Annotated in this window: 26 protein-coding genes; 9 read left to right on the top strand and 17 right to left on the bottom strand. The window is 48.3% G+C overall.

Annotated elements, in window-relative coordinates:
• Positions 1-100: 100 nt before the first annotated feature.
• Positions 101-439 (top strand): hypothetical protein, encoded by a 339-nt coding sequence (locus tag BCOA_RS32985; protein ID WP_014098263.1) that lies wholly within the window; start codon positions 101-103, stop codon positions 437-439.
• 44 nt (positions 440-483) lie between these two features.
• Here the strand turns inward: BCOA_RS32985 and murB are convergent, their stop codons facing one another.
• The 3 genes from murB to BCOA_RS32970 all read right to left on the bottom strand — a co-directional run bounded on the left by murB (position 484) and on the right by BCOA_RS32970 (position 2,214).
• Positions 484-1,395 carry a UDP-N-acetylmuramate dehydrogenase gene (gene murB / locus BCOA_RS32980; RefSeq protein ID WP_014098262.1) on the bottom strand — a complete coding sequence of 304 codons (912 nt, stop codon included), beginning with the start codon at positions 1,393-1,395 and terminating at the stop codon, positions 484-486.
• On the bottom strand, positions 1,388-1,897 hold the full coding sequence (locus tag BCOA_RS32975; RefSeq protein ID WP_014098261.1) for a DUF1189 family protein: 510 nt from the start codon (positions 1,895-1,897) through the stop codon (positions 1,388-1,390). The genes murB and BCOA_RS32975 overlap by 8 nt, the downstream gene beginning before the upstream one ends.
• A 71-nt stretch (positions 1,898-1,968) precedes the next feature.
• On the bottom strand, positions 1,969-2,214 hold the full coding sequence (locus BCOA_RS32970) for a YuzB family protein (protein ID WP_014098260.1): 246 nt from the start codon (positions 2,212-2,214) through the stop codon (positions 1,969-1,971).
• A gap of 289 nt (positions 2,215-2,503) precedes the next feature.
• On the opposite strand from BCOA_RS32970, the gene gndA reads away from it, so the two are divergent.
• The gene (gene gndA / locus BCOA_RS32965; RefSeq protein WP_014098259.1) at positions 2,504-3,916 is read left to right on the top strand and encodes an NADP-dependent phosphogluconate dehydrogenase; all 1,413 of its coding nucleotides are present in this window, start codon (positions 2,504-2,506) and stop codon (positions 3,914-3,916) included.
• A gap of 35 nt (positions 3,917-3,951) precedes the next feature.
• Here the strand turns inward: gndA and BCOA_RS32960 are convergent, their stop codons facing one another.
• From BCOA_RS32960 to BCOA_RS32950, 3 genes are read right to left on the bottom strand one after another with little or no spacing between them, the layout of a single operon-like run.
• On the bottom strand, positions 3,952-4,356 hold the full coding sequence (locus BCOA_RS32960; protein WP_014098258.1) for a MaoC/PaaZ C-terminal domain-containing protein: 405 nt from the start codon (positions 4,354-4,356) through the stop codon (positions 3,952-3,954).
• Positions 4,353-4,802: a MaoC family dehydratase N-terminal domain-containing protein gene (locus BCOA_RS32955; RefSeq protein WP_014098257.1), complete on the bottom strand. Its 450-nt coding sequence runs from the start codon at positions 4,800-4,802 to the stop codon at positions 4,353-4,355. Before BCOA_RS32955 ends, BCOA_RS32960 begins: the two co-directional genes overlap by 4 nt.
• 15 nt (positions 4,803-4,817) lie before the next feature.
• Complete coding sequence (locus tag BCOA_RS32950) at positions 4,818-5,678, bottom strand: SDR family NAD(P)-dependent oxidoreductase (RefSeq protein ID WP_014098256.1); 861 nt, start codon at positions 5,676-5,678, stop codon at positions 4,818-4,820.
• 92 nt (positions 5,679-5,770) lie between these two features.
• Between BCOA_RS32950 and BCOA_RS32945 the strand changes: the two genes are divergently transcribed.
• Positions 5,771-7,135: an FAD-binding oxidoreductase gene (locus BCOA_RS32945; protein WP_014098255.1), complete on the top strand. Its 1,365-nt coding sequence runs from the start codon at positions 5,771-5,773 to the stop codon at positions 7,133-7,135.
• Positions 7,136-7,237: 102 nt separating this feature from the next.
• Positions 7,238-7,651 carry a hypothetical protein gene (locus tag BCOA_RS32940; protein ID WP_014098254.1) on the top strand — a complete coding sequence of 138 codons (414 nt, stop codon included), beginning with the start codon at positions 7,238-7,240 and terminating at the stop codon, positions 7,649-7,651.
• Between the two features lie 84 nt (positions 7,652-7,735).
• Here BCOA_RS32940 and mnmH read toward each other — a convergent pair whose 3' ends face one another.
• Together mnmH and selD are read right to left on the bottom strand one after the other, a co-directional pair.
• Entirely contained in the window at positions 7,736-8,782 is a 1,047-nt protein-coding gene (gene mnmH, locus BCOA_RS32935; protein ID WP_014098253.1) for a tRNA 2-selenouridine(34) synthase MnmH, read from the bottom strand.
• A 33-nt stretch (positions 8,783-8,815) separates the two neighbouring features.
• Positions 8,816-9,865 (bottom strand): selenide, water dikinase SelD, encoded by a 1,050-nt coding sequence (gene selD / locus BCOA_RS32930; protein WP_014098252.1) that lies wholly within the window; start codon positions 9,863-9,865, stop codon positions 8,816-8,818.
• Positions 9,866-10,067: 202 nt separating this feature from the next.
• On the opposite strand from selD, the gene BCOA_RS32925 reads away from it, so the two are divergent.
• Together BCOA_RS32925 and BCOA_RS32920 are read left to right on the top strand one after the other, a co-directional pair.
• Complete coding sequence (locus BCOA_RS32925) at positions 10,068-10,787, top strand: metallophosphoesterase family protein (RefSeq protein ID WP_013859407.1); 720 nt, start codon at positions 10,068-10,070, stop codon at positions 10,785-10,787.
• A 203-nt stretch (positions 10,788-10,990) separates the two neighbouring features.
• On the top strand, positions 10,991-12,055 hold the full coding sequence (locus BCOA_RS32920) for a permease (RefSeq protein WP_013859408.1): 1,065 nt from the start codon (positions 10,991-10,993) through the stop codon (positions 12,053-12,055).
• Between the two features lie 63 nt (positions 12,056-12,118).
• On the opposite strand, the gene BCOA_RS32915 is transcribed toward BCOA_RS32920, so the two are convergent.
• Both BCOA_RS32915 and proB read right to left on the bottom strand, forming a co-directional pair.
• A complete protein-coding gene (locus tag BCOA_RS32915) occupies positions 12,119-13,366 on the bottom strand; it encodes a glutamate-5-semialdehyde dehydrogenase (RefSeq protein WP_014098251.1) in 1,248 nt (415 codons plus the stop codon).
• On the bottom strand, positions 13,367-14,461 hold the full coding sequence (gene proB / locus BCOA_RS32910) for a glutamate 5-kinase (RefSeq protein ID WP_014098250.1): 1,095 nt from the start codon (positions 14,459-14,461) through the stop codon (positions 13,367-13,369).
• A gap of 576 nt (positions 14,462-15,037) precedes the next feature.
• Between proB and BCOA_RS32905 the strand changes: the two genes are divergently transcribed.
• Positions 15,038-15,487, top strand: coding sequence for a DUF1641 domain-containing protein (locus BCOA_RS32905; protein ID WP_014098249.1), 450 nt, complete (start codon positions 15,038-15,040; stop codon positions 15,485-15,487).
• Positions 15,488-15,521: 34 nt separating this feature from the next.
• The gene (locus BCOA_RS32900) at positions 15,522-16,703 is read left to right on the top strand and encodes an NAD(P)/FAD-dependent oxidoreductase (protein WP_014098248.1); all 1,182 of its coding nucleotides are present in this window, start codon (positions 15,522-15,524) and stop codon (positions 16,701-16,703) included.
• Positions 16,704-16,854: 151 nt separating this feature from the next.
• On the opposite strand, the gene BCOA_RS32895 is transcribed toward BCOA_RS32900, so the two are convergent.
• From BCOA_RS32895 to BCOA_RS32885, 3 genes are all read right to left on the bottom strand, one after another.
• Positions 16,855-18,042, bottom strand: a complete 1,188-nt coding sequence (locus BCOA_RS32895; protein WP_014098247.1) for a DHH family phosphoesterase — start codon at positions 18,040-18,042, stop codon at positions 16,855-16,857.
• A 52-nt stretch (positions 18,043-18,094) separates the two neighbouring features.
• Positions 18,095-18,781, bottom strand: coding sequence for a ribose-5-phosphate isomerase RpiA (gene rpiA / locus BCOA_RS32890; protein WP_014098246.1), 687 nt, complete (start codon positions 18,779-18,781; stop codon positions 18,095-18,097).
• 261 nt (positions 18,782-19,042) lie between these two features.
• Complete coding sequence (locus tag BCOA_RS32885; protein WP_014098245.1) at positions 19,043-19,738, bottom strand: C39 family peptidase; 696 nt, start codon at positions 19,736-19,738, stop codon at positions 19,043-19,045.
• 365 nt (positions 19,739-20,103) lie between these two features.
• Here BCOA_RS32885 and BCOA_RS32880 point away from each other — a divergent pair, with 365 nt between their 5' ends.
• Positions 20,104-20,424: a MerR family transcriptional regulator gene (locus BCOA_RS32880; RefSeq protein ID WP_014098244.1), complete on the top strand. Its 321-nt coding sequence runs from the start codon at positions 20,104-20,106 to the stop codon at positions 20,422-20,424.
• Positions 20,425-20,468: 44 nt separating this feature from the next.
• Here the strand turns inward: BCOA_RS32880 and def are convergent, their stop codons facing one another.
• The 4 genes from def to BCOA_RS32860 form a co-directional block, all read right to left on the bottom strand.
• The gene (def, locus tag BCOA_RS32875) at positions 20,469-21,050 is read right to left on the bottom strand and encodes a peptide deformylase (RefSeq protein WP_014098243.1); all 582 of its coding nucleotides are present in this window, start codon (positions 21,048-21,050) and stop codon (positions 20,469-20,471) included.
• A gap of 217 nt (positions 21,051-21,267) precedes the next feature.
• Positions 21,268-21,447, bottom strand: coding sequence for a FeoB-associated Cys-rich membrane protein (locus tag BCOA_RS32870; RefSeq protein ID WP_014098242.1), 180 nt, complete (start codon positions 21,445-21,447; stop codon positions 21,268-21,270).
• Positions 21,448-21,464: 17 nt separating this feature from the next.
• Positions 21,465-23,459 (bottom strand): ferrous iron transport protein B, encoded by a 1,995-nt coding sequence (gene feoB, locus BCOA_RS32865; protein WP_014098241.1) that lies wholly within the window; start codon positions 23,457-23,459, stop codon positions 21,465-21,467.
• Entirely contained in the window at positions 23,459-23,686 is a 228-nt protein-coding gene (locus BCOA_RS32860; RefSeq protein ID WP_026104508.1) for a FeoA family protein, read from the bottom strand. The genes feoB and BCOA_RS32860 overlap by 1 nt, the downstream gene beginning before the upstream one ends.
• Between the last annotated feature and the right edge of the window lie 76 nt (positions 23,687-23,762).

Here is a 23,762-nt window from a genome sequence, read left to right as displayed (position 1 = left end):
AGATTCGGTTAAAAAAGCATTTGATTGTGGTATATACATATTTTAATGAAGAGCCCCATAAAGATATTCATAGAGACGTTCTGGGAGTAGAGGGATGACAATGGAAAAACTGAAATGGAAACTGGCTTTATTCATCATCTGTCTGGCCGTGCTTGCAGGATTGATCTTTTTTCAGCGCCCGGTAAGCTATCAGCGCGTAAAGATTATCGATAAATTTTACACGCCCAACCGGAAAGAAATGCCGGTTGCAACCGGTGTGAAAACAAAGCGAAAAATAAAAGTGGCACCAACAACGACAAAACCGTATTGCGCGATCGCATTCAATAACGGCAAAACGCTTGCGATCGACTGCGATACGTATTTAAATTTTAAGATTGGCGATCAAGTGTACATCAAATACCGTGGAAACCGGTTAACCGATATCCACCGGAAAGGATGAAAAACATCCCGGTTCCTTTGCGTATAAAAGAACCGGGATGTTTTTTAATCTTCCCCGATAATTTTTACTTCTGTCTCAAGATCCACCCCGAATTTTTCTTTCACCGTTTTTTGGACAAATTTGATCAAATTCATATAATCCGTTGCCGTTCCGCCGCCGACATTCACCATAAACCCGGCATGTTTGGTCGAAACCTCGACGCCCCCGATGCGTTTCCCCTGGAGCCCGCTGTCCTGGATCAGTTTCCCTGCAAAATAGCCGGGCGGCCTTTTAAACACGCTGCCGCACGATGGGTATTCAAGCGGCTGTTTCGATTCCCTGAGATCAGTCAATTCATCCATTTTGGCTTTGATCTCCTGTGCGTCGCCCGGCTCCAGGCTGAACGTCCCTTCAAGCGCAATCTCCCCATTTTCCGCAATGGAACTTTTCCTGTACTGGAAGGACAAATCGCTTTTTTCAAGTCTTTTCATCTCGCCTGTTTTGGTCAGGACAAGCGCGCTTTTCAGAACATCTTTGACTTCCCCGCCATACGCCCCCGCATTCATATACAGCGCACCGCCGACAGATCCCGGTATCCCGCAGGCGAACTCAAGCCCTGTCAGCTTTTGCTTTAAAGCATAGCGCGATACATCGATAATGGCTGCACCACACTGGGCTGTAATGTCATTGCCTGTGTGCGATATTTTCGCTAATTTGGTCAGAATCAGCACAATTCCCCTGATGCCGCCGTCTTTGATGATCAGATTGGAGCCGTTGCCGAGGATCGTGTACGGCACGCCGTTCAGAGAGGCAAAACGGACCGTCTTTTGCACTTCTTCATATGTCTCAGGAAAAATCAAAATATCCGCTTTTCCCCCTGTTTTTGTAAAAGTATATTTGCTTAACGGTTCATCTTCCAGAATTTCACGCGGATAAATGAGCGAACGCAAGTCTTGTAAAATTGTCTTTTCAGCCATGCTCTTCTCCTTCTTTTCTTTGATGCCTCTTTATTTCCGGATAGTGGAGGATCATCGCCGCCAAACAAAAAAGCGGATACCCGATCAGCACCACACCCGAAACAAAACCGTTTTTCGTAAACCATTCATGAATGATTGTATGTAAAATAAACGGGACCGTCATGACAAAGCATGACATTTTCCATAAATGCTGGTACGCCAGTTTTCTCTTCCACAGCTTCCTGAGCCCGTATCCGGCACAAGCGAGCAGGGAAATGCCGGCCAATACGCCACACAGGACAACGAGCACATAAGCGAACAGAAAATAAAAAACAAATTGGATGGCATTCAGGGCATCAAGGGATCCGCCGGTTAAAAGTGCAGGGATATGCAGACAGGAAACCATAAGAACAAGCAGAACCACATACAAAACAGTCCTGTCCATCGGAAGCCTGTTCAAACGAAAAGCAGCTCTTTTTCCCGGCAATAAACAGCTGTATTTGAATGCAGTCCAAATATCCATCCTGTTATCCCCCTCTCCCGAATGCTCCACTCCACATTATAATATAAAAAACAATTTGAAACGAGAACCATTTACGACAGATTCTTTAATTCCGTTTCAATTGCTGCTTTTATTTTTTCAAGGCAAGCCTCAGGCGTTTTGGCAAAAATCCTTTTTCCGTTCACCATCGCAAACGGACTGTAGGTGCATAACCCGCACGCCATTAAGCATTCATTTGAAATCACCGCAACTTCAGGATACCGGGATTCAAGTTCTGCTTCCACATCAATTGTGTTGATCAGGCTGCCTTCACATATTTCGACTAAAATAATGCCCAATCCCGTTTCCTCCTTTTGCTTAAAAGCCGTAAAACGGCATCTTTATCCATTATACTGTAAGCTTTAAAAAAATCCCAACAGGCGCGCTTTCCCGGAGGTCCCCGTTCATCGGAAATCGTATACACGGACACTTCTTTCCCGGAAAATATAAATATTTTCCGGCCAGGCTGTCTTTTTCTTTATAATAACAGGAGATATTTGGTACAATAATGTAAGACTTCCATTTTGCTTGCAGCCACCTGCGCGCAAAGGAAAGACTTTACAATCTAATCATGTTGAGGTGTCTACATTGGAAAAACAGCAAATCGGCGTCATCGGTTTGGCCGTCATGGGGAAAAACCTTGCGTGGAATATCGAAAGCAAAGGTTACACCGTTTCGGTCTTCAACCGTTCCCGTTCAAAAACCGAGCAAATGTTAAAAGAATCGGAAGGAAAAAATATTTTCGGTTATTTTACAATGGAAGAATTCGTCCATTCGCTTGAAAAACCGCGAAAAATCCTGCTGATGGTCAAAGCGGGCGAAGCAACAGACGCCACGATCGAGCAGTTAAAACCGTTTCTCGACAAAGGCGATATCTTGATTGACGGCGGCAACACATTCTTTAAAGATACACAGCGCCGTAACAAGGAATTAAGTGCACTCGGCATCCATTTTATCGGCACCGGTGTCTCAGGCGGTGAAGAAGGCGCGCTGAAAGGCCCTTCGATCATGCCTGGTGGGCAAAAAGAAGCATACGACCTTGTTGCACCGATTTTAAAAGACATTGCTGCTAAAGTAAATGGTGACCCGTGCACAACCTATATCGGTCCGGATGGTGCCGGCCATTATGTGAAAATGGTTCATAACGGCATCGAATACGGCGATATGGAGCTCATCTCAGAGTCCTACAATCTGCTCAAAAATATCCTCGGCCTCACTGCGGACGAGCTGCACGAAGTGTTTGCCGACTGGAACAAAGGCGAGCTCGACAGTTATTTAATCGAAATTACCGCTGATATTTTTACAAAAAAAGACCCAGAAACCGGCAAACCGCTTGTCGACGTCATTTTAGATACGGCCGGCCAAAAAGGGACAGGCAAATGGACAAGCCAGAGTGCGCTTGATCTAGGGGTTCCGCTGCCATTGATTACGGAGTCCGTATTCGCCCGCTTTATCTCGGCCATGAAAGAAGAACGGAAAGCGGCAAGCAAATTGCTAAAAGGGCCTGAAAAACCCGCTTTTTCAGGAGACAAAAAAGCGTTCATTGAAGCGGTCAGAAAAGCATTGTACATGAGCAAGATTTGTTCTTACGCCCAGGGCTTTGCGCAAATGCGGGCCGCTTCGGAAGAATATAACTGGGATTTGAATTACGGTGAAATTGCGATGATTTTCCGCGGGGGCTGCATCATCCGCGCGCAATTTTTGCAAAAAATCAAAGATGCGTACGACCGCGATCGCAATCTTAAAAACCTGCTCCTTGACCCGTATTTCAAGGAAATCGTGGAAAGCTACCAGGATGCGTTGCGCGAAGTCATCGCGACAGCTGTCCGCTTCGGCGTACCTGTGCCGGCTTTGTCCGCAGCGCTTGCCTATTACGATTCGTACCGTTCGGAAGTGCTGCCTGCCAATCTCTTACAGGCCCAGCGTGACTATTTCGGTGCCCATACGTACCAGCGCGTTGACAAAGAAGGCATCTTCCATACGGAATGGCTTGAGTTATAATTCAGAAAAATCCCGCCGCACCTGGCGGGATTTTTTTACTCTCCGTACATTTTGAACACGATTTCGCCTTTGATCACTTTTCCCCCGTCTTGATTGGCCACCACTGCTTCATACGTTTGCCGGGCGCCTTGCGCTTCTTTCAGCGTTGCCGACAGTGTCAAGCGATCGTCTAGAAAAACCATGCCCGCAAAGCGCACGCTAAATTTTTCGATGAATCCTTCGCCAACATACGGTGTAAACAGCTTTCCGAGATTTCCCATTGTCCACATCCCGTGGGCAATAATGCCGGGCAGCCCGGCTTTTTCTGCTGCTTCATCGATCGTATGAATCGGATTAAAGTCGCCGGAAGCACCAGCGTACTTGATTAAGTCCAACCTTGAAACCGGCGGGAGTTCCATGCTTTCCAGGCTGTCCCCGGGTTTTTTCGCGCGAAGGCTCATCCTTTCATCCCCTTCCGGACCGTTTCAGAAAGAATAATCGTTTGGGTTGCGGTCATGACGATTTCACCATTCTTATCTTCCGCCGTGCTTTTTATAAACAGGAAACCCATCTGTCCGAGCTTTCCTTTTCTTTCCTGATATTTTTCAATTTCCCTATAGCAGTGCAATGTTTCTCCGACATAGAGCGGCCGTTGATATTCGAAATTTTGTTCCCCGTGTATGAGCCCAGCTTTCGGAAGGTCCAGGCCTTCTATTATCCCGTAGTCAAACGTGACCGGGAATGTCGGCGGTGCGATGTTGGCTTTAAACCCTTTTTCAGCCGCAAAGGCAGGATCTGTAAAAACAGGGTGCGGGTCACCGATGGCTTCGGCGAACTTTCTGACAGCGCCCCTTTCGATCGTATTTTTGACCGGATTTGACCGTTTTCCAATCAGTTCTTCAAACATCCGCTCGCCCCCTTATTATGCTTTCGGCCCGCCGGCAACATAGAGCACCTGGCCGTTTACGAACGACGATTCTTCCATCGCAAAGAAAAGGACCGCGTTTGCAATATCTTCCGGCTTTCCTGTCCGGCCGACAGGAATCATCGATTGATTAAATGCGATAAAGTCGTCAAATTTAACGCCGAGCCGCTCAGCCGTCGCTTTTGTCATGTCGGTTTCAATAAAGCCGGGCGCAACCGCATTGGCGGTAATGCCAAACTTTCCGAGTTCAATGGCCAGCGTTTTTGTAAAGCCCTGAATGCCCGCTTTTGCCGCCGCGTAGTTTGCCTGGCCGCGGTTGCCGAGCGCGGAAGTGGAAGAGGTGTTGATGATTCTTCCGTATTTGTTTTCAACCATATTTTGCTGGACAGCCCTTGAAAAGAGGAACGCCCCTTTCAAATGGACATTCATGACGGTATCCCAGTCTTCATCCGTCATTTTAAACAGCAGATTATCGCGGATCACGCCTGCATTGTTGACAAGAATATCAATCTTTCCATACCGGGTGCACACAGCTGAAACCACCGCTTCCACCTGCGTGCGGTTTGCCACATCCGCCAGCTGCCCGAATACATCGTAACCGCTTTCTTTGAGAGCCTTTACAGTTTCTTCTAAAGCCTTTTCATTGATATCGACGAGACAGACTTTTGCCCCTTCTTTGGCAAAGGCGGCTGCAACGGCTTTGCCGATCCCTCTGCTTGCACCCGTTACAATCGCAACCCTGTTTTCAAACCTTTTTAAAACCGCTCCCCCCTCGCATGTTCGAATTTTTCTGTTTGTTTTAAATATATACAGTAAACAGTTTAAATTAAACGCTTCCTTTTGTAAATATTTGTGCATCCCTTTCAAGCACTCCACTGCCAAAAATTTTGTCAGCGCTTTATTTTTCGTATATTATAAAAAGTAGAAATATACATAAAGAGGTGGCAAGCTTGGAAAATTTTATTTTAAAACTGAAAGAATTGATCGGCCCGGATTTGGTCAGCGGAAATGAAACGGTTCTTGAGCAGCACAGCAGGGACGAATCCTATCATACACCCCATTTGCCGCAGGCTGTTGTATTTCCCGAGTCGGTGGAGCAAGTAAGGAAAGTGGTTGCTTTTGCCAATGAAAACCGCATTCCGGTGATTCCTTTTGGCCTCGGTTCCAGTCTCGAAGGCCATGTCATTCCTTATCAGGGCGGGATTACGCTTGATATGATGCGGATGAACAAAGTGGTAGAAGTACTTGACCGTGACTTTATTGTCCGGGTGCAGCCGGGTGTGACGCGCACGCAGTTAAACCGGGAGCTGAAAAAGTATGGTTTGTTTTTCCCGGTCGACCCGGGGGCGGATGCAACATTGGGAGGGATGGCCGCGACCAACGCCAGTGGCACCACTTCTGTTAAATACGGGGTCATGCGCGACCAGGTGTATGATTTAGAAGTGGTACTGGCGGACGGAACGGTCATTCATACCGGAAGCCTTGCCGCAAAATCATCGTCGGGCTACCATTTAAACGGGCTCATGGTCGGGTCTGAAGGGACACTGGGCGTCATTACCGAACTGGCTTTAAAAGTATACGGCATTCCGGAAGCAATGGTTGCGGCAAGGGCCGTTTTCGAAACGGTCAGGCAGGCGGTTGATGCTGTTGTCGCGATCCGCCAAGCCGGGATCCCGATGGAAAGGATGGAACTGGTTGACAAACGGTCGCTTCAGCAGGCAAACCGGTTTATGGGGACATCGTATCCGGAATGGCCCACCTTATTTTTGGAATTTACAGGGAACGAATCCGGGTTAAAACAAGATGTCAACTTTGCGAAAGACATTCTTGCCGAATTTCATTGCAAAAATGTTATGTTTGAAAAAGATGAAAAAGCGCGCCATAAGCTCTGGGATGCGCGGCATAAACTTGCCTACGCTTTTGTCCGCGGCACGCCGGGAAAGAAAATGATGGTAACCGATGCCTGTGTCCCCCTTCATTTCCTCCCCGAAGCCATTGAAGATACGCGCAAAACGCTTGACAAAATGGGCATGGACGGGGCCATTGTCGGTCATGTTGGCGATGGCAATTATCATGTCATTTTAATGATCGATATGGGAAATGAAAATGAAATTCGGCAGGCACAGGCGTTAAATGAACATATTGTGTCATTTGCGCTTTCAAAGGGCGGTACCTGCACAGGCGAACACGGCGTTGGGATTGGAAAGGCAAAATATCAGCGTGAAGAACACGGGCCCGCTTATGGGATGATGAAGAAAATCAAGGATCTGTTTGACCCGAATCATATTTTAAACCCTGGTAAAATCTTTATTTGAGACTTTTGCCCGCATTTTTTTCACTTTTTGGGGCAAATGTCTATAACCATGCGCCCTGATCCACATACTCTAATGTTGAACACCGAAAAGGAGTGGGTTGAGATGGAACAAACATATGGAAATTATCCGCAATCTCAGGGGTTAGGGCATTTCGGCAGCTATGCCGGGGGAAGCCAGCCTTATTATGATGATGATATGGATATGATGCAGCATTACTGTCCGATGGGGCAAATGGGCCAGATGGGAGCATCAGACGGTTTGGCAGGGCAATATCCGATGGCAGGGCAAATGTACCCGGGACAGCATTCCGCAACTTCGATGTATCCGGGCATGTACGGCATGCCGGGGTACGGTCAGCATATGGGATTGCCGATGGGCCCGGGGTACACAGGCGCCGGTTACGGCCATGGACAAATGCCGGGTTATCCAGGATATGCGGGCGCTGGGATGGGCATGGCCCCGGGAATGATGCACGGTTATTACCCGGGCATGACAGGCAGGGATTGTCATTGCTGACCGGGGCATACCCGCGAGCCAAATCCATAAGGCGTACCAAATAAATCCGCAGTGATACATGTAAACAGCCGGCCTGCCATTGCTTTAGTGCAACGGAAGGCCGGCTGTTTTTAACATTTCTTTTAATTGGCCGAGCGCTTCGTCGGTATGTCCGGCCCGGATCGTTTTCACCCTTTCTGTCTCCTCTATTCCGAGCGAATGGTCATATCTTGGATCATAATAATATTCGAGCAGCCATTTTACGGCCTCATGATATCGTTCAGTCTGTAAATCTTTCTCGATTTCTTTTGCAACCGGCGTGTGAATCCGTTCTTTGATGCTTTGAAAGGCACGGATGCACGCTTCTTTGTTCTCCCACGGCCGGTAATCATCCAAAATATTGCGGACCCGTTCCTCCACCGGCAATTCAATCATAATTTTCGTGCCGCGCGCTTTGTTTTCCATCAAAAATTCCGGCACCACTACTTTTCCGATTCTTTTGCTTTCCGCTTCCATCAGAATATACGGCGCATTTTTCAATTGTAAAATGCGCTCTGCCAACAAAGCATCGAACGTTTTCTGGTTATGGGAGCTTAGGCCGATATCCCCGAAAATGCTGCCGCGATGATTGGCCATGCCTTCCAGGTCAAGGACCGGATAGCCTTCCGAAGCAAGCGCCCGGAGCATATACGTTTTACCGGTGCCTGTATAGCCGCCCAGCACATACGTAACCGGATGAAAGTCCATATTTTCAAGCAGACCTGTCACCCATTTCCGGTAGGCGCGGTAGCCTCCCTGGAGCCGGTAGGCATGGATGTCCATCAGATCCAAAACGGTTGCCGCCGTTTTGCTCCGCATACCGCCGCGCCAGCAAAATACCGCTTTTTCCCCTTCTATTTCACGGAAAGCCTCGATAAAACCGGGCAACTTTTTCGAAAAAATTTCAAGTCCGCGTTCTTTCGCAGCGCGGTTGCCGGATTGGGCATAAATCGTCCCCACTTCCGCCCGTTCTTCATCATTAAATAAAGGGATATTCACGCTCCCCGGAATCGTTGCGTTCCGGTATTCGGAAGGGGAACGGACATCCACCCATGTGAGCTGCTTTTTCTCCATCCGTTTTCTTGCTTCTTCAATGGTAATGTCTTGAAACAAATATTTCCCGCCTTTCTATGGTTCCTGATGGGACTATTGCACTTTGATACGGCCGGGATGACTCGCGACGACTTCACCGATCAGGCTGGCTTCCACCCCTGATTTTACAAGTTCTTCGAGCAGCTGTTCCGCTTCATCGCCGGCAACGGACAGCAATAGGCCGCCTGATGTGACCGCATCACTTAAAATCCATTTATCTATTTGGTCCATGCCTTCTGGGAAGTCGACGACATTTTCAATATGGGCAAAATTATTCTTTGTGCCGCCCGGAACAGCACCTGCTTCCGCCAGTTCACGCACGCGCGGCAGCACCGGCACTTTGTCTTGGTAAATACGGAGCCCATTTTTGCTCCCCTGCGCCATTTCGGATGCATGGCCCAAAAGCCCGAACCCGGTCACATCGGTCGAAGCATGGATGGTGTAATCCCGGGAAATTTCAGCTGCTTTTTTATTTAAGGTGGCCATGACATTGGTCACGCGTGTGATCTCTTCTTCCGTTAATAAATCCCGTTTAATGGAAGTGGTCAAAATCCCGACCCCGATCGGTTTCGTCAATATCAGCTTGTCCCCCGGTTTGGCCCCTGCATTCGTGCGGATATTTGCCGGGTGGATCGTGCCAGTCACCGCCATCCCGAATTTAGGTTCCTGGTCATCAATCGAATGCCCACCGGCTAAAGTGACCCCGGCTTCTTTGCACTTATCACCGGCGCCTTTTAAAATATCGGCAAGAATGGCTTTGTCGAGGGTATGGATCGGAAAAGCAACAATATTCAGCGCAGTTAGCGGCGTACCGCCCATGGCATAAATATCACTAATTGCGTTTGCCGCCGCCACCTGGCCGAATGCATAAGGGTCATTGACAATCGGTGTAAAAAAGTCGACTGTCTGCACGATTGCCAAATCATCCGTCAGCTTGTAAACGCCGGCATCATCGTTCGTATCGAGCCCGACAAGCAAATTCGGATCCGCTGCCTTCGGTGGCAGCGTCCGCATCACCTGCTGCAAATCCGCCGGACCGATTTTGCATCCGCATCCGCCTTTTGTTGTCAGTGAAGTCAATTTTATTTTTTCTGATTGTGCCATATTGCATCAACCTGACCTTTCTTAAAGCATGTCTGATCCTTGTACCATTATAGACCACTTCGCAGCAAAATGCATTTTCTTCCGCTCCGTCCGCCTAATGAGGACGCTGAAAACGGATCCCGGTGGTGAAACCAGGCAGGTCGGGATAAACCCGCAACCCATTATGGTATAATAAAGGAAACAAATTTTTGAGGTGATCGCGTTGAAACTGGCATTTATATCCGATATTCACGGCAATGCGCATGCGCTCGAAGCCGTGCTGGAAGATATTGAACAAAAGCGGGCCGATAAAATTTTTGTCCTCGGCGATCTTTGCTTTCGCGGCCCGGAACCACAGCGGGCATATGAGATGGTGATGGCTTTAAATACGGAAGTGATTAAAGGAAATGCTGATGAATGGGTGTACAGGGGTGTCGGCATGAACGAAGTGCCGGAAAAGGCTTATGAAATGATGAACCGGGAGCGGGACTGGACGGTTTCCCGGATGGAGCAGAATGCAGTGGAGTCGTTGCACCAGCTCCCCGAAGAGGTAAAATACGAATACGGCGGCATCAAAATTCACGGATTTCACGCCACCCCGTACAGTTTGTTTGAAAATGTGCCGCCGGATAGTGAAAACAGCAAGTTGAAAGAGAAGTTAATGCAGGAAGACGCGGATATTTATTTATACGCGCACATCCACCTGCCGTTTATCCGCACGTTTGATGGCAAAACGTTTGTCAATCTCGGCAGTGTCGGTCTGCCGTTTGACGGGATCGCCAAAGCCTCTTATGCGATGGTGGAAATTGGCGATCACGATTACCAGGTTTCCAATGTCCGTGTTTCCTACGATGTGCAAAAGACGATCGGGTTATTTGAAGCTTCCGATTATCCGAATAAAGACAAGCTGATCGACATTTTAACCCGGGCAAAAAATGATTGAACCCACCCCCGGTTTTAACCGGGGGTTTTTTCGGCAGAAGTTTTTGTGAAATTTTTCACGAAAGAGCATAAAAAAGCGCAGCAGCCCCATGCCAAAAAAGAGACAGCCTTTGGCATCACCCGCCATTTATTTTTTCACCTTATTATGTTATCATTAACAATTGGTATAAATTTTACTGTCATAGAAATGGAGATGTTGTTGCTTTGGCTGTTGTGAATCATACGGCAAAACCTGAACAGCAATCCGAGAAAAAGGCGGCATGGCTTGCCGTTTTGTTTCTCGTCATTGCCGCGTTCGGCCTTTTTTATGTAAAATGGTGGCCGTACTATGAGAAGTCTTTGCTTGCCGCCCATACGCATTCCATCGGGACATCGATTCTCGGGGATCCGGGCAAATCGGCATCATTTTCATGGGATGGCACCTTCCAATATGTGATCGCGTATTTTCAGGCTGTTTGGAAAGCGGCCGTGCTCGGCATTTTGCTCGGTTCGCTCGTGCAAGTGCTCCTGCCTTCTGCATGGCTGCTTAAAGTGCTCGGCAAAACGTCATTTGGAAGTACGGTCATTGCCGGAGCGAGCGCCATTCCCGGCATGATGTGCACATGCTGCGCAGCACCGATTGCAGTCGGGCTGCGCAAAAAACAAGTGTCCACACCTGCGGCACTCGCCTTTTGGATTGGTAACCCGATGCTGAATCCGGCAACGCTGATTTTCATGGCTTTTGTATTATCATGGAAATTTACCCTTCTCCGCATCGTCGCAGGGCTTATCATGACGTTCGGGGTCAGCTGGCTGGCGGGCCGGCTTGTGAAAAACGAACAACCGGTGAACATCCGCCAGTTCGAGCCAGATGCCGGAGAAAACAACGGGTCCTTTTTCTTAAGATGGGGAAAGGCCGCCGGAAATATGATCCTGTATCTTGTTCCGGCTTATTTGCTTTCGGTTGTTGTGTTAAGTGCGGCCCGTTTCTGGTTGTTTCCGGCATTCGGCCAGCATGCCGGAAACAGCATTACGGCGGTGATCCTGCTTGCTCTTGCCGGCATGCTGTTTGTCATTCCGACAGCAGCTGAAATTCCGATTGTCCAGACGATGATGGCTTTCGGGCTCGGGACAGGTCCGGCCAGCGCACTGCTTGTGACGCTTCCGGCCATCAGCCTTCCTTCCTTGATCATGGTTGGCCGGTCGTTTTCAAAACAAACCCTTCTGTTTGTTGCAGCCTCCTGTGTTGTGGTCGGGATTGTGGCAGGATTATGTGGAATGTTTTTTTAACCAAACGATTGCCCGGAGCATATGAATAAAACGGCGCGGCTATCTGGCCGCGCCGTTTTGCATTCATTCTCTGACTTGGCCGCTCCCGTAAATCCAATATTTTGTGGACGTTAAGGCATCCAACCCCATCGGACCGCGGGCATGCAGTTTCTGGGTGCTGATGCCGATTTCCGCCCCGTATCCGAACTCAAAACCGTCTGTAAAGCGGGTGGACGCATTATGGTACACACAGGCGGCATCCACCATGAACATGAAATGTTCCGCCCGGGCCCCGTCTTCTGTTACAATCGCCTCTGAATGTTTTGTGCCGTAACGGTTGATGTGCCGGATCGCTTCATCTGTATCTTCCACCGTTTTGACGCTGATTTTAAGCGCGAGGTATTCGCAATACCAGTCCTCTTCCGCCGCCTCTTTTGCAGCCGGAAAAATTTTTCGCACCGGCTCGTCTCCGTAAATCTCCACCCCTTTTTCGGCCAGTGCGCTAAGCAGCTTTTCACCGTGCTGGGCGAGCCAATGCGCATGGATTAAAAGCGTTTCGATAGCATTGCAGACGGATGGGCGCTGTGTTTTTGCATTGACTGCGATCCGGACGGCCATTTCCGGCTGTGCTGTTTCGTCAATATATAAATGGCAATTGCCCGCCCCGGTTTCAATCACCGGTACAGAAGCTTCGCGGACAACAGTATCAATCAGCTTTTTCCCGCCTCTCGGGATCAAGACATCAAGATAATCACGAAGGTGGAACATTTCTGTTGCCGCCTCCCTGCCTGTATCTTCGATGAGCTGGACGGCATCTTCAGGAAAGCCTGTCTCCGCCAATGCGCGGTGAATGGAAGTGACGAGCGCCTGATTTGAGCAGATGGAAGACGAGCTTCCCCTTAAAATGACCGCATTGCCCGTTTTGATCGCAAGCGTGGCAGCATCGGCCGTAACATTCGGGCGCGCTTCGTAAATCATGCCGATGACACCGACCGGCACTTTCTTTTTGAGGATGAGCAATCCGTTTTCTTTCTTGATTTCCTCGACCGTTTCCCCGACCGGATCTCTTAATTTCACAAGCAGCCGGACCGCTTCTGACATATCATGGATCCGCTTCTCGTTCAGCATCATCCTGTCGAGTATATTTTCCGGAAGGCCTGCCCGACTCCCCCGGCTGAGGTCTTTTTTGTTTTCGGAAATGATCGTTTCCCGGTCCTCAAGCAAAACACGGGCAATCGCCAAAAGCGCTTTGTTTTTTTCTTCCGTTGTTTTTTTGGCGAGCACCATGCTAATATTCTTCGCTTTTTTTCCCTTTTCTGCGGCTTCAGACATTTAACCCAGCCCCTTTCTGTTTAAAGGCACCCAATGATCGCGGTGAATGACTTCTTCTGCTGCCCGCCCGCTAGGCCTCATAAGCACGCGCAACAGCTCTTCTGCATCATAAAGCACTTCCCCTTTTCCAAGCAGCCCTTTTGCGCCGTAGACGTCCACGACATCGCCTTTTTGGAATGTGCCGGAAATTTTTTGAATGCCTGCCGGAAGCAGGCTGCTCCCTTTTTGCAGCAAAGCCTGTTCCGCGCCGCGGTCAATGTATATTTTTCCGGCACTTTCCGAAAACAGCGCGATCCATTGTTTCCGGCTCTTTACAGCTGGGCGGGTGGCTCCGATATACGTGCCGTCCCCTTTTCCTTCGAGTATCCTGACGAGTTTATCGCACCCTTTTCCTTTTCCAATAAACACCCGGACGCCGAGGGAGACAGCTGTATTTGCGGCTTTTAACTTTGACAACATGCCGCCTGTTCCCGCTTTCGACCCGGCGCCTCCAGCCATTTTCATCATCTCGGGCGTAATATGATCGATAAAATCAATGCGCTGCGCACAACGGTCGTATTTTGGATTCGTGCTGTACAGCCCATTTACATCCGTTAAAATGATGAGGCATCCGGCGTGGACAAGCCCGCTGACAAGCGCTGACAGCATATCATTATCGCCGAAAGTCAGTTCTGAGACCGACACGGAATCATTCTCATTGATAACTGGGATGACGCCGCGGCGCAAAAGCTCTGTTATCGTTGAATAAGCGTTATGGTACCGGTCTTTTGTGGAAAAATCTTTCCGGGTCAACAAAATTTGCGCCGGTATTAAGCCGTAAGCACCGAGCGCTTCCCTGTAACGCTGGATGAGCACACTCTGGCCGATAGCAGCAGCAGCCTGCTTCCCTTTTAACGTGACGGGCCGCGCCGGGTAACCGAGCAGCCGGAACCCGCACGCGACGGCGCCGGATGAAACGACGACCACCTCATGCCCGGCTTTGTGCAATGCGACAAGGGCGCCGATATGATCGGCAAACTTCTGTTCATCGATTTCACCGGCGTCATTTGTTAAAGAACTGCTTCCGATTTTTACGACGACTCTGTTTTTCTCCATGGCTTTTCTCTCCTTCTAAAAAAGGTGAAACAAAAAGGCCTTTCCGTCCCTGTAAAAAGGACGAAAAGGCCTTGCTTTTCGCGGTACCACCTTTTTTGGGCGACATTTGCGCCCCGCTCTTTTTTGATAACGCAAAACTTTGCGCCCGGTTTTCCGGGACCCGGAAGGCAGGTTCGGCAGGCCGCCTGCTGCTGCACCTTTCAGCCTGTGGGTGCCGCTCTCTTATGCAAGGGTGATCCGCCTACTATTCCTTCGTTCACGTTCAGTATTTTTAATTATCTTACAACAGCAGTCGCAGAAATGCAAGCAAAATATTTTGCTATGCATAACCCAGGCAGCCGGGACAGAAAATAAGCTTACATGCGGATTTCCCCCGAAAATGGAAAGCAAATTACTTTCTATACGGTGAAAATTTGATATACTAGTCATGTATGAGGTTTCATCACCTTTCTTTGTGAATCTTGGTACGTAATTATGGGAGGAAATTCACAATCAGGAGGGGGGAATCAGGGAACCCGTATATTTTTTTGCATCTACATATGTGTGGGAATTCCATCAGAAAAGGAGAAATAGGAGATGGCAGAAACTTCAGCTCAAAAAGGCAATCCTGAAGAAAAACCGGAAGTAACCCCGGAAACGGCAGTCGCACAGAAAGATTTGCTGGATCAATTATTGGATCCGGAAATCCAGCAATCTTTGACGGTGTTGGTTGAAAGCCTGCCGAAAATGGCCGAACTGGTCACCATGTTAAACAAAGCCTATGATTTTGCGCAATCCATTATGACAGATAAAGTGCTGGTCAATGATTTTAAAGGCGGATTTCAAGGCTTTCTGGATCCCGTTGCCGAAAAAGCAAAGGGGCTTGCCCAAACTGCGATTGAAGCAAAAGACCGTGCCGAGACGTCCACAGACACGATCGGATTGTTCGGCCTGTTGAGATTGCTGAAAGATCCGCAAGCCCAGAAGCTGTTCCGTTTCCTGCAGTCTTATCTTGCAGTCGCGGAAGAACGCAGCAAACAGCAGTAAGGTGAATGAGAATGAATGAAAACGGGGGATCCATATGAGTAAAAAAATTGTCATTTTAGGGGCCGGTTATGGCGGCCTGTTATCTGCGTTATCAGCGCGTGAATATTTGTCAAAAGACGATGCAGCGATCACGGTCGTAAACCGTGTGCCGGACCATCAAATTATTACGGAATTGCACCGTCTGGCAGCGGGCGGCGTTTCTGAAAAACGGGTGTCGCTTCCGCTCAGAAAACTGTTTAAGGGCAAAGATGTCGACGTTCAGGTGGATGAAGTCACAAAAATCTCGCCTGATTCGAAAGAGGTATCGCTTGGAAGTGGCTTTAAGCTGAATTACGATGTGCTTGTTGTCGCACTCGGCAGCGAAACAGCTTTCTTCGGCATTCCGGGCCTTGAAGAAAACAGTTTTCTGTTAAAATCAGTGGACGATGCGAAACGCATTCATGCCCATATTGAGTCCTGCCTTGCGCAGTATGCCAAAACGAAAAACAAAGCGGATGCCACATTTGTTGTCGGCGGCGGCGGCCTGACCGGGATTGAACTGGTTGGTGAGCTGGCGGACAAGGTGCCGGTATGGTCGAAAAAATTTGCGATCGACCCTTCCGAAATCTCGCTTATTTGTGTCGAAGCGGCGCCTTCCATTTTGCCGAACTTCGCGCCAAATCTGATTGAGCGGGCAACGAAGAGCCTGGAAGCGCGCGGCGTGCAATTTTTCACAGGCATCCCTGTTACAAAATTCCAAGACAATGTCGTGGAATTAAAAGACGGCCAGAAAATCGAAACGAAGACGCTTGTCTGGACGGGCGGCGTGCAAGGAAACCGTGTCGTTGCGAATTCCGGGATTGAAGTAAACCGCGGGCGTGCAACGGTAAACGCCTTTTTGCAATCCACTTCCCACCCGGATGTGTTTGTTGCAGGCGACAGCGCGGTTGTCTTCCCGTCAGAAGGCGCACGCCCTTATCCGCCAACAGCACAAATGTCATGGCAAATGGGCGAATTGATCGGCTATAATCTTTATGCTTATTTAAAAGGCGGAAAAATGCAGACGTTCCAGCCGGTCAACTCCGGTACGCTTGCAAGCCTCGGCAGAAAAGATGCCATTGCGTTTATCGGGGAAAACCAAACGCAATTAAAAGGCTTCCCTGCTTCCGCTATGAAAGAAGCAAGCAATATTCGTTACCTGGCCCATATTAACGGGTTATTCTCACTTGTATATTAAGGAAAAAGGCGCATCCAAACGCGGATGCGCCTTTTTTAAGCCTCTTTTTCCCCGGCAAACCTAAGTTGCAGGCCGCGCTTTTTTTTCGTGCAAATTGGCCGCAACCGGCTCTATACCTGCACGAAAAAAAGCCCGGCATCACCGGGCAGCTTTACAAACCACTTTCGCTTCTTTTTTTCTTTTTGTCCATATATTCCAAATACGCCTCATCGTGGGTAAGCCATGCTTGGAACTGGCGCTTTACAAATTTTTCCGCTTCTTCAAAGGCAGAAAAAGAAGGAGACTGCTTTAAGCCTCTTGCTTCGATCGCCCAGCCTTTTTGAGGGTCTTTATAAATAAAGATTGGTTCCCCGCTGCGGTTTTGGTATAAACATCCCGCTTCCTGCCCTTTGATATTGGACTGGTTATGGGCAAAATCGCGTTTCAGCGGTTCTGTTTTAAACGTTTCGACGACAAACTGCCGGAACGCCTCTTCCGTCAGCACGGCCCCCGATGCTTTTTTGTGCCCGCCCCCGTCGTATTTTTTGGCAATTTCCGATACGTCAATATGGTCATGAATCGTCCTGAAACTGATCCGTTTCTTTCCGACCATGCAAATGGCGATATAATCGAGATGCGGGTATTCTTTTGCAACGGCATTCCCCAATTCGGAATGATGCGACTCGGCATGAATAACGCCTGCATAATAACCGTCAATCACAGCCTGGTAGACTTCCCGCTTTTTTCCATTTATATATCTTTCGATTTTTTTCTCTTCCAGATCAAGTATTTTTTCTTCCAAATCATCAAATGAAAACGTTTCACTGCCGCTAAGTTTATGTAGCAAAATCTCTTCAAACTCTTCGATCGGATACAGATAGAAAAGATCATTTAATTTTTTGGCCTGCATATTCCCGTTGCGTTCCCATTCCCATGTATCCATTTGCCGGACAAGTTCGACAAACGCGTCAACAGCACCTGTCGGGTTGATTTTTCCTTCCGCTTGCAGATACCGATAAAACAAAGAAGTGGCGCTTGCCTGTTTGCCGTCTTCCTCCACCTGGACAGAAGCCCATTCATGCTCATTTAAGTGAAGCGCGCTTTTATGGTGGTCAATCAGTTTCACTTTTCCGCCCTGTGCGGCATAGGCATCAAGGAGCTCCGCATTTTTTTCGTTGACCGATAAATCGGTAATCCACAGTATGTCTTCTTTATGTTCCTTTTTCAAAAAAGCTTCAACCTGGGGATTTAAACCGGACACAGAATTATACTGGATTTCAATGTCTTTTCCGAATGCAAGCCTGGCAAGAATCCCACAGCCAAGCCCGTCCAGGTCATTATGGGTTAATAAACGATACATCAATCTTCCTCCGAAATTAAAATTTCTGTATGGTCTCCCATACGGATGTTTTTCACAAAATAATATTCTTTGCCTCCGCCCGGTTCTTGGTATATACCTTGCTGCCGTCCCCGATGACAACAAGATCGCAAATGCCGAGAAAAAGCCCGTGTTCAACAACACCTGTGTAACCATCAAGCCAGGCTCCAAACGCGCCGATATCAGGCGATTTGAGCTTTATATCCACGATATAGTGGCCGCCGTCTGTTACATACGGCCGGCCTTCTTTCATCCGGAGGACAGGGTTTAATCCTTCCCGCTCAAACGTTTTCATCAAATGCTTGTATCCGAACGGGACCACTTCCACCGGCAGCGGAAAAGCGCCAAGTTGTTGAACCATTTTCCGGGAATCCACCACCCAGATATTTCTTTTTGATGCCTTTGCCACCAGCTTTTCAAACAACAACGCCCCGCCGCCGCCTTTAATGCCATTTAAGGAAGGGTCCACTTCATCGGCCCCGTCAATGGTCACATCCATTTGTGCCGTGTCGTTCAAGTCTGCTATCGGAATGCCGCATTCGCGCGCAAGTTTTTCTGTCGCACGCGAGGTGGGCACACCGGTGATGTGCAGGCCGCTTTGCACCCGTTCCCCTAATTTTTTTATCGTGTAATAAACAGTTGAGCCGGTCCCAAGCCCGACAATCATTCCATCTTCTACGAGTTCCGCTGCTTTCTCCCCGGCCATCTTTTTCCCGTCCATACCTCTGCACCTGCCTTTACTTTGATTTTATAACAGTCTTAAAGAATTATAAAGGAAAGCGCAAACAGCCATGAAATGAAAATAAAAAAATCGCTCTGCCTTTCAAGGTTTAAACGCAACACGCACACACACGGGCCATTTTTGGATAATATAACCGGACATGCCGGGCCTTATACAAGCATACATTCACGGGCGGCCGCTTTTTGCGCTTTTTCGGGCAATCCAACAACTTTGAAGCTCGTTTTCCGTCAGGCTTTTTGTTCACCGGATCACAATGGCCTGGCTGCCCATCTGCTTCCACGCTTTCTCAAATGCTTCACGGCCAAGCTGCTTATTTTTTGTTCCATACGGGTCATTCACATAAATATGGCCTGGATCGTACCCTGTAATGACAACACTGTGTTCGCTGTATGTGATGTTAATACTTCCCTGGGGCGTGTCCCATGTTTTGAAATCAGAAACCGGCTGAAACCGGGCTGTCGTAATCACCCAGACAGCATGCCCTTCCTCAACATTTTCCAGGATTTTTGAAAAAGGCTGTCCCGTTAAATCCGCCGCTCTTTTGCCGGCATATTTTTTGGCCAGTTCAAAAACAGGGCCGTGGTACACGCCATACCCGGGACCATCCTCCATGTTCCCGACAAAACCTGCGTTCGGATTGCCGTGCTGCCCGTTTTTATAGGTAAACGGCACATACTTGATTTCTTCCGCCAATTGATTCTTGGTCACATGAAAACCGTTATCGACAAGCAGCATCGCGAGGCTTGTCACTTCACAGCCGTTATAAAGGCGGGGCGCATCCATTTGCCTGATAATCGGCACATCGAGCAGTTTTTTGGCAGCAGCGTTATTTTGCGCGGATTTTTGGGCCGATTCTTTATGGGTCAGATACTCATTTAAGGCGAGCAACATGACGATCAATACGATTGCTGCAAAAATGAGCCTGGATGATTTCATCTGTGCTACTCCCCTTTCGGTTATGGCGAAAGCATTCACCGTCTTTCCGTTCTTTCCTGTATGCACTTTAACCCCTGCCGGCCGGGGAAGCGCACGGGAAACTGTCTGTCCCGCTTTTAAGCCGGCCACGGGAAGCCGCCATTCCTGCAGAGAAACCAGTCTTGAATTATTATATGGATAAATTGGAAAGAACTCAACTCCGCGTAAGAGCAATCCAAAATGAACATCAAAGGACTGCTGTTATGTAATCTCACGTGCCGATGAAAAATACGTATATTTTTGTCAGGTTTTCTTACACAAAGATGGTCTAAACGGCTTTTTTGGTATATATTAATAAAAACACCTTACAAAGGGAGGATGCACCGGTGGCAACGAATGAATCATACTTGGAAAAGAAAGTCATCTCGATCGGAACGGTATGTGAATTAACCGGCTTAAGTGAAAGAAGAATCCGCTACTATGAAGAAAGGAAATTGATTTTCCCGGAACGGACAAACAGAGGGATCCGGAAATATTCATTTACCGATGTTGAACGCCTGATGGACATCGCCAATAAACGTGAAGAAGGCATCCAGACTGCGGAAATCCGCAAAGAATATATGAAAGAGAAAAAATACAATGAACGCACGATGCGCGAACAAGTCATCCGCGGCCAGCTGAATGCTTATTTCCGCACAAGAGAATAATGCATCAAACGGCAGCCGGGCAGGCTGCCGTTTGCGCAAGCTGTTTATTCATACACGCTCCGGATATCCGTGTTTGCAGGAAGGGCGAACGGATTGTCCTTGTTAATATGGTCATAGAACATAATCCCGTTCAAGTGGTCCATCTCATGCTGAAAAACAATCGCGGGATAGCCCTTTAATTTAATGAGCACTTCATTCCCGTCCAAATCGTATGCCTTTACTTTAATCCGTTCATAACGCGGCACAAAACCATCCACTTTCCGGTCAACCGACAGGCAGCCTTCCCCTTGCGGAAGGTAGATCATCGATATCGAATGGCTGACCAGTTTTGGATTAAAAACCGTGTACGCCTTTTCACCGTCTTCATCCGCAATATAAACGGCAAACATCCTTTTATTAAGGCCGATCTGATTTGCGGACAATCCAACGCCTGCACGCAAATTGCATTTGCCGGCAATCTCCGGATCCTGGCTGTTTTTTAAAAACTGGAGCATGCAGCGCAGTTCCGCTTTGTCTTCTTCAGTTGGCGGCATGTTCACTTCATCCAGCACTTTTCTTAAAATCGGATCGCCTTCCCTGACGATATCATCCATTGTAATCATATAATCATCATTATATTTGCTCATAGATTGAACCCTCATCTGCCTTTTTCCTGAAATTCTATTTACCCGGCACGGGACGGCCCCGGAACCGGCTGCCATTATACCTGTTTGGACATTGTTAATCTTACCATACCGCAGCAAAAAAATCTAAACAGACGGAACGCCGGACACGGTTTCCGCCAATGCGAACCCCCTGCCTATCATAAACCGGGCACACCTTTTAAAGGGCGGCCCGGTATTTTCAGCTTTTTGCCGTTTTGGCCCGAGATGGAGCGTCCGGCGCACAACAGCTTGCTGTATTGCAGTGGTTTTTCAATGCACAGGAAGCGCACTGCCCTTCCCTGCTTTTTTTGATAAAACGGATCAGCGTAAATGCCGCATAAGCAAAAATCACAACACCGAGCAAAATACTAAATAACATCGGAACATTCCCCCGTTTTAAAAAGCGATGAACCGCCCAATATTGTAAATCAGAAAAGCGATCAAGTAAGCAATCACAAGTGCATAAGCGATCGAAAAAAGCGTCACTTTCCCCGAACCGGTTTCTTTATGGATAATGGCCACGGTCGAAAGGCATGGAATGTATAAAAGAATGAATACCATGAAACTATAGGCCGAAAGCGGTGTAAAAGCATGGGAAATCACACCTGCCAGAGATGCGCCGTCTGGAACAAAATAGAGGACGTTCATCGTCGAAACGACCACTTCTTTTGCCATAAAACCGGTCAGAAGGGCAGCCGCGGCCTGCCATGTTCCAAAACCGAGCGGCTTGAAGACAGGCGCAATCCATCCGCATAGGATCGCCATAAAACTTTTATCGACAGGCACATTGAATCCGCCCGGCCCCGCATTCGAAATGAGCCAAATGGCTACCGTGCCACCGAAAATCAAAGTCCCTGCTTTCCGGACGAAACCTTTCCCTTTATCCCATGTGCTTCTGTACAAACTCCGCGCATTCGGCACGCGGTACGGCGGCAGTTCAATGACAAAAACAGAACCTTCCGTTTTTACCACCATTGAAAATACTTTGGCAAGCAAAAGCGCAACGACAATGCCGAGCACATACAGCGACAGGACAATGAGTGCCTGATGGTGGCGGAAAAAAGCCGCGACAAACAAACTGTAGACCGAAAGCCGCGCAGAACAGGACATCAATGGGGTCAAAAGCGTCGTTAACAGCCGCTCTTTCGGCTGTTCAATCGTCCTTGCTGCCATGACGCCGGGCACATTGCAGCCGAAGCCGATAATAAGCGGAATAAACGCTTTTCCGTTCAAGCCGACTGATTCCATCACCCTGTCCATGACCATCGCTACCCGTGCCATATATCCGGAATCTTCAATCACCGAGATAAAGAAAAACAAAACAAAAATTTGCGGCACAAAAACGAGAACGCCGCCAACTCCGGCCACAATCCCGTTTAACACAAGATCACGGATAAACGGTGTTGCCCCCGCTTCTTTCAACCCTGCTTCAATCCAGGCGGTCAGCGGGCCTGAAAAAAACTTGTCAAGCCAATCCGATAAAGGGGTGCCGAGCCAGTTGAATGTAATGCAAAATACCAAATACATCATCACAAGAAAGATCGGCACGCCAAGGTATTTATTCGTGACGACGGCATCTATTTTCTCCGTCAGCGTTTTCTTTTCTGCCGCCGTTTTTTCAACAGCGGTTTCCATTAGCCTGTCAATAAATTGCTGCCGCTTTTTAAACATTTCCTGCTTAATGGAAGTATGCGGGTTGGCGGCACGGAGCCTGCGCTCCACACCCGCGCAAAAATCTTCGAGTTCCGGCTTTACATTCATAAACGCCGGAATTTGGCGAATCACTTCATTGCCTTCCAAAAACTGGAGCGCCAGCCATCGTTTGTTCAATGACCGGAAATCCGGCAGCCGGTCCATGAGATAGGTCGCCGCATGCTCCAATTCATCGCCGTAATCAATACGGAAATCGGGCACAACCGCCTTTTCTTGCATCTGCTCCGATATGGCCTTGCATCCTTTTCCTGTCCTTGCAATAATCGGCACGACTGGAATGCCGAGGGCTTCTGCAAGTGAACGATCGTTCACTTTCATGCCGCGCGATTTTGCAACATCTATCATATTCAGCCCGATCAAAACCGGCTTTCCGTACTCCATCAATTGGATGGTCAAATGCAGGTTCCGTGCAAGCTGGGAAGCGTCGACGATATTCAAAACGGATGTGAAGTCTTCCTCAATTAAGAATCTCGATGCCACCGCTTCATCTTTAGAAAGCGGGTTCAAGGCATAAATACCGGGCAAATCAATCAGCACCCCGGCATTTTCCTTCAGCTGGCCCACCTTTTTTTCAACGGTGACACCTGTCCAGTTTCCAACATATTCATATGATCCGGTAAGCTCATTAAAGAGTGATGTTTTTCCCGTATTGGGGTTTCCAAATAAAGCGACCTGCATTATAAACACTCCACTTGGATCCGCATTGCTTCTTTTTTGCGGATGCCGATGCACTGCCCGCTGACTTCAAGCATGCAAGGCCCGCCGAAAGGCAATCCGCATTTATAACAAACTTCCCGGCCTTCAAGCACACCCAAATCAAGAAGGCGCCTTTGAATACTTTGATCAATGCTTGATAAATCTGTAATAATCCCTTTGCTTCCGGGTTTCAGTTCGGTCAAGACCATGGTATGCCCCTCCCAGAGATAGAGAAATAGCGTCTGTTCATTGATAATGATTATCATTCTATATTCCTATCATACC

This window comes from Heyndrickxia coagulans 36D1 (assembly GCF_000169195.2).
Lineage (GTDB): Bacteria > Bacillota > Bacilli > Bacillales > Bacillaceae_C > Weizmannia > Weizmannia faecalis.
Note: the sequence above shows the minus strand (reverse complement) of the source record. Positions and strands in the feature narration are given on the sequence as shown.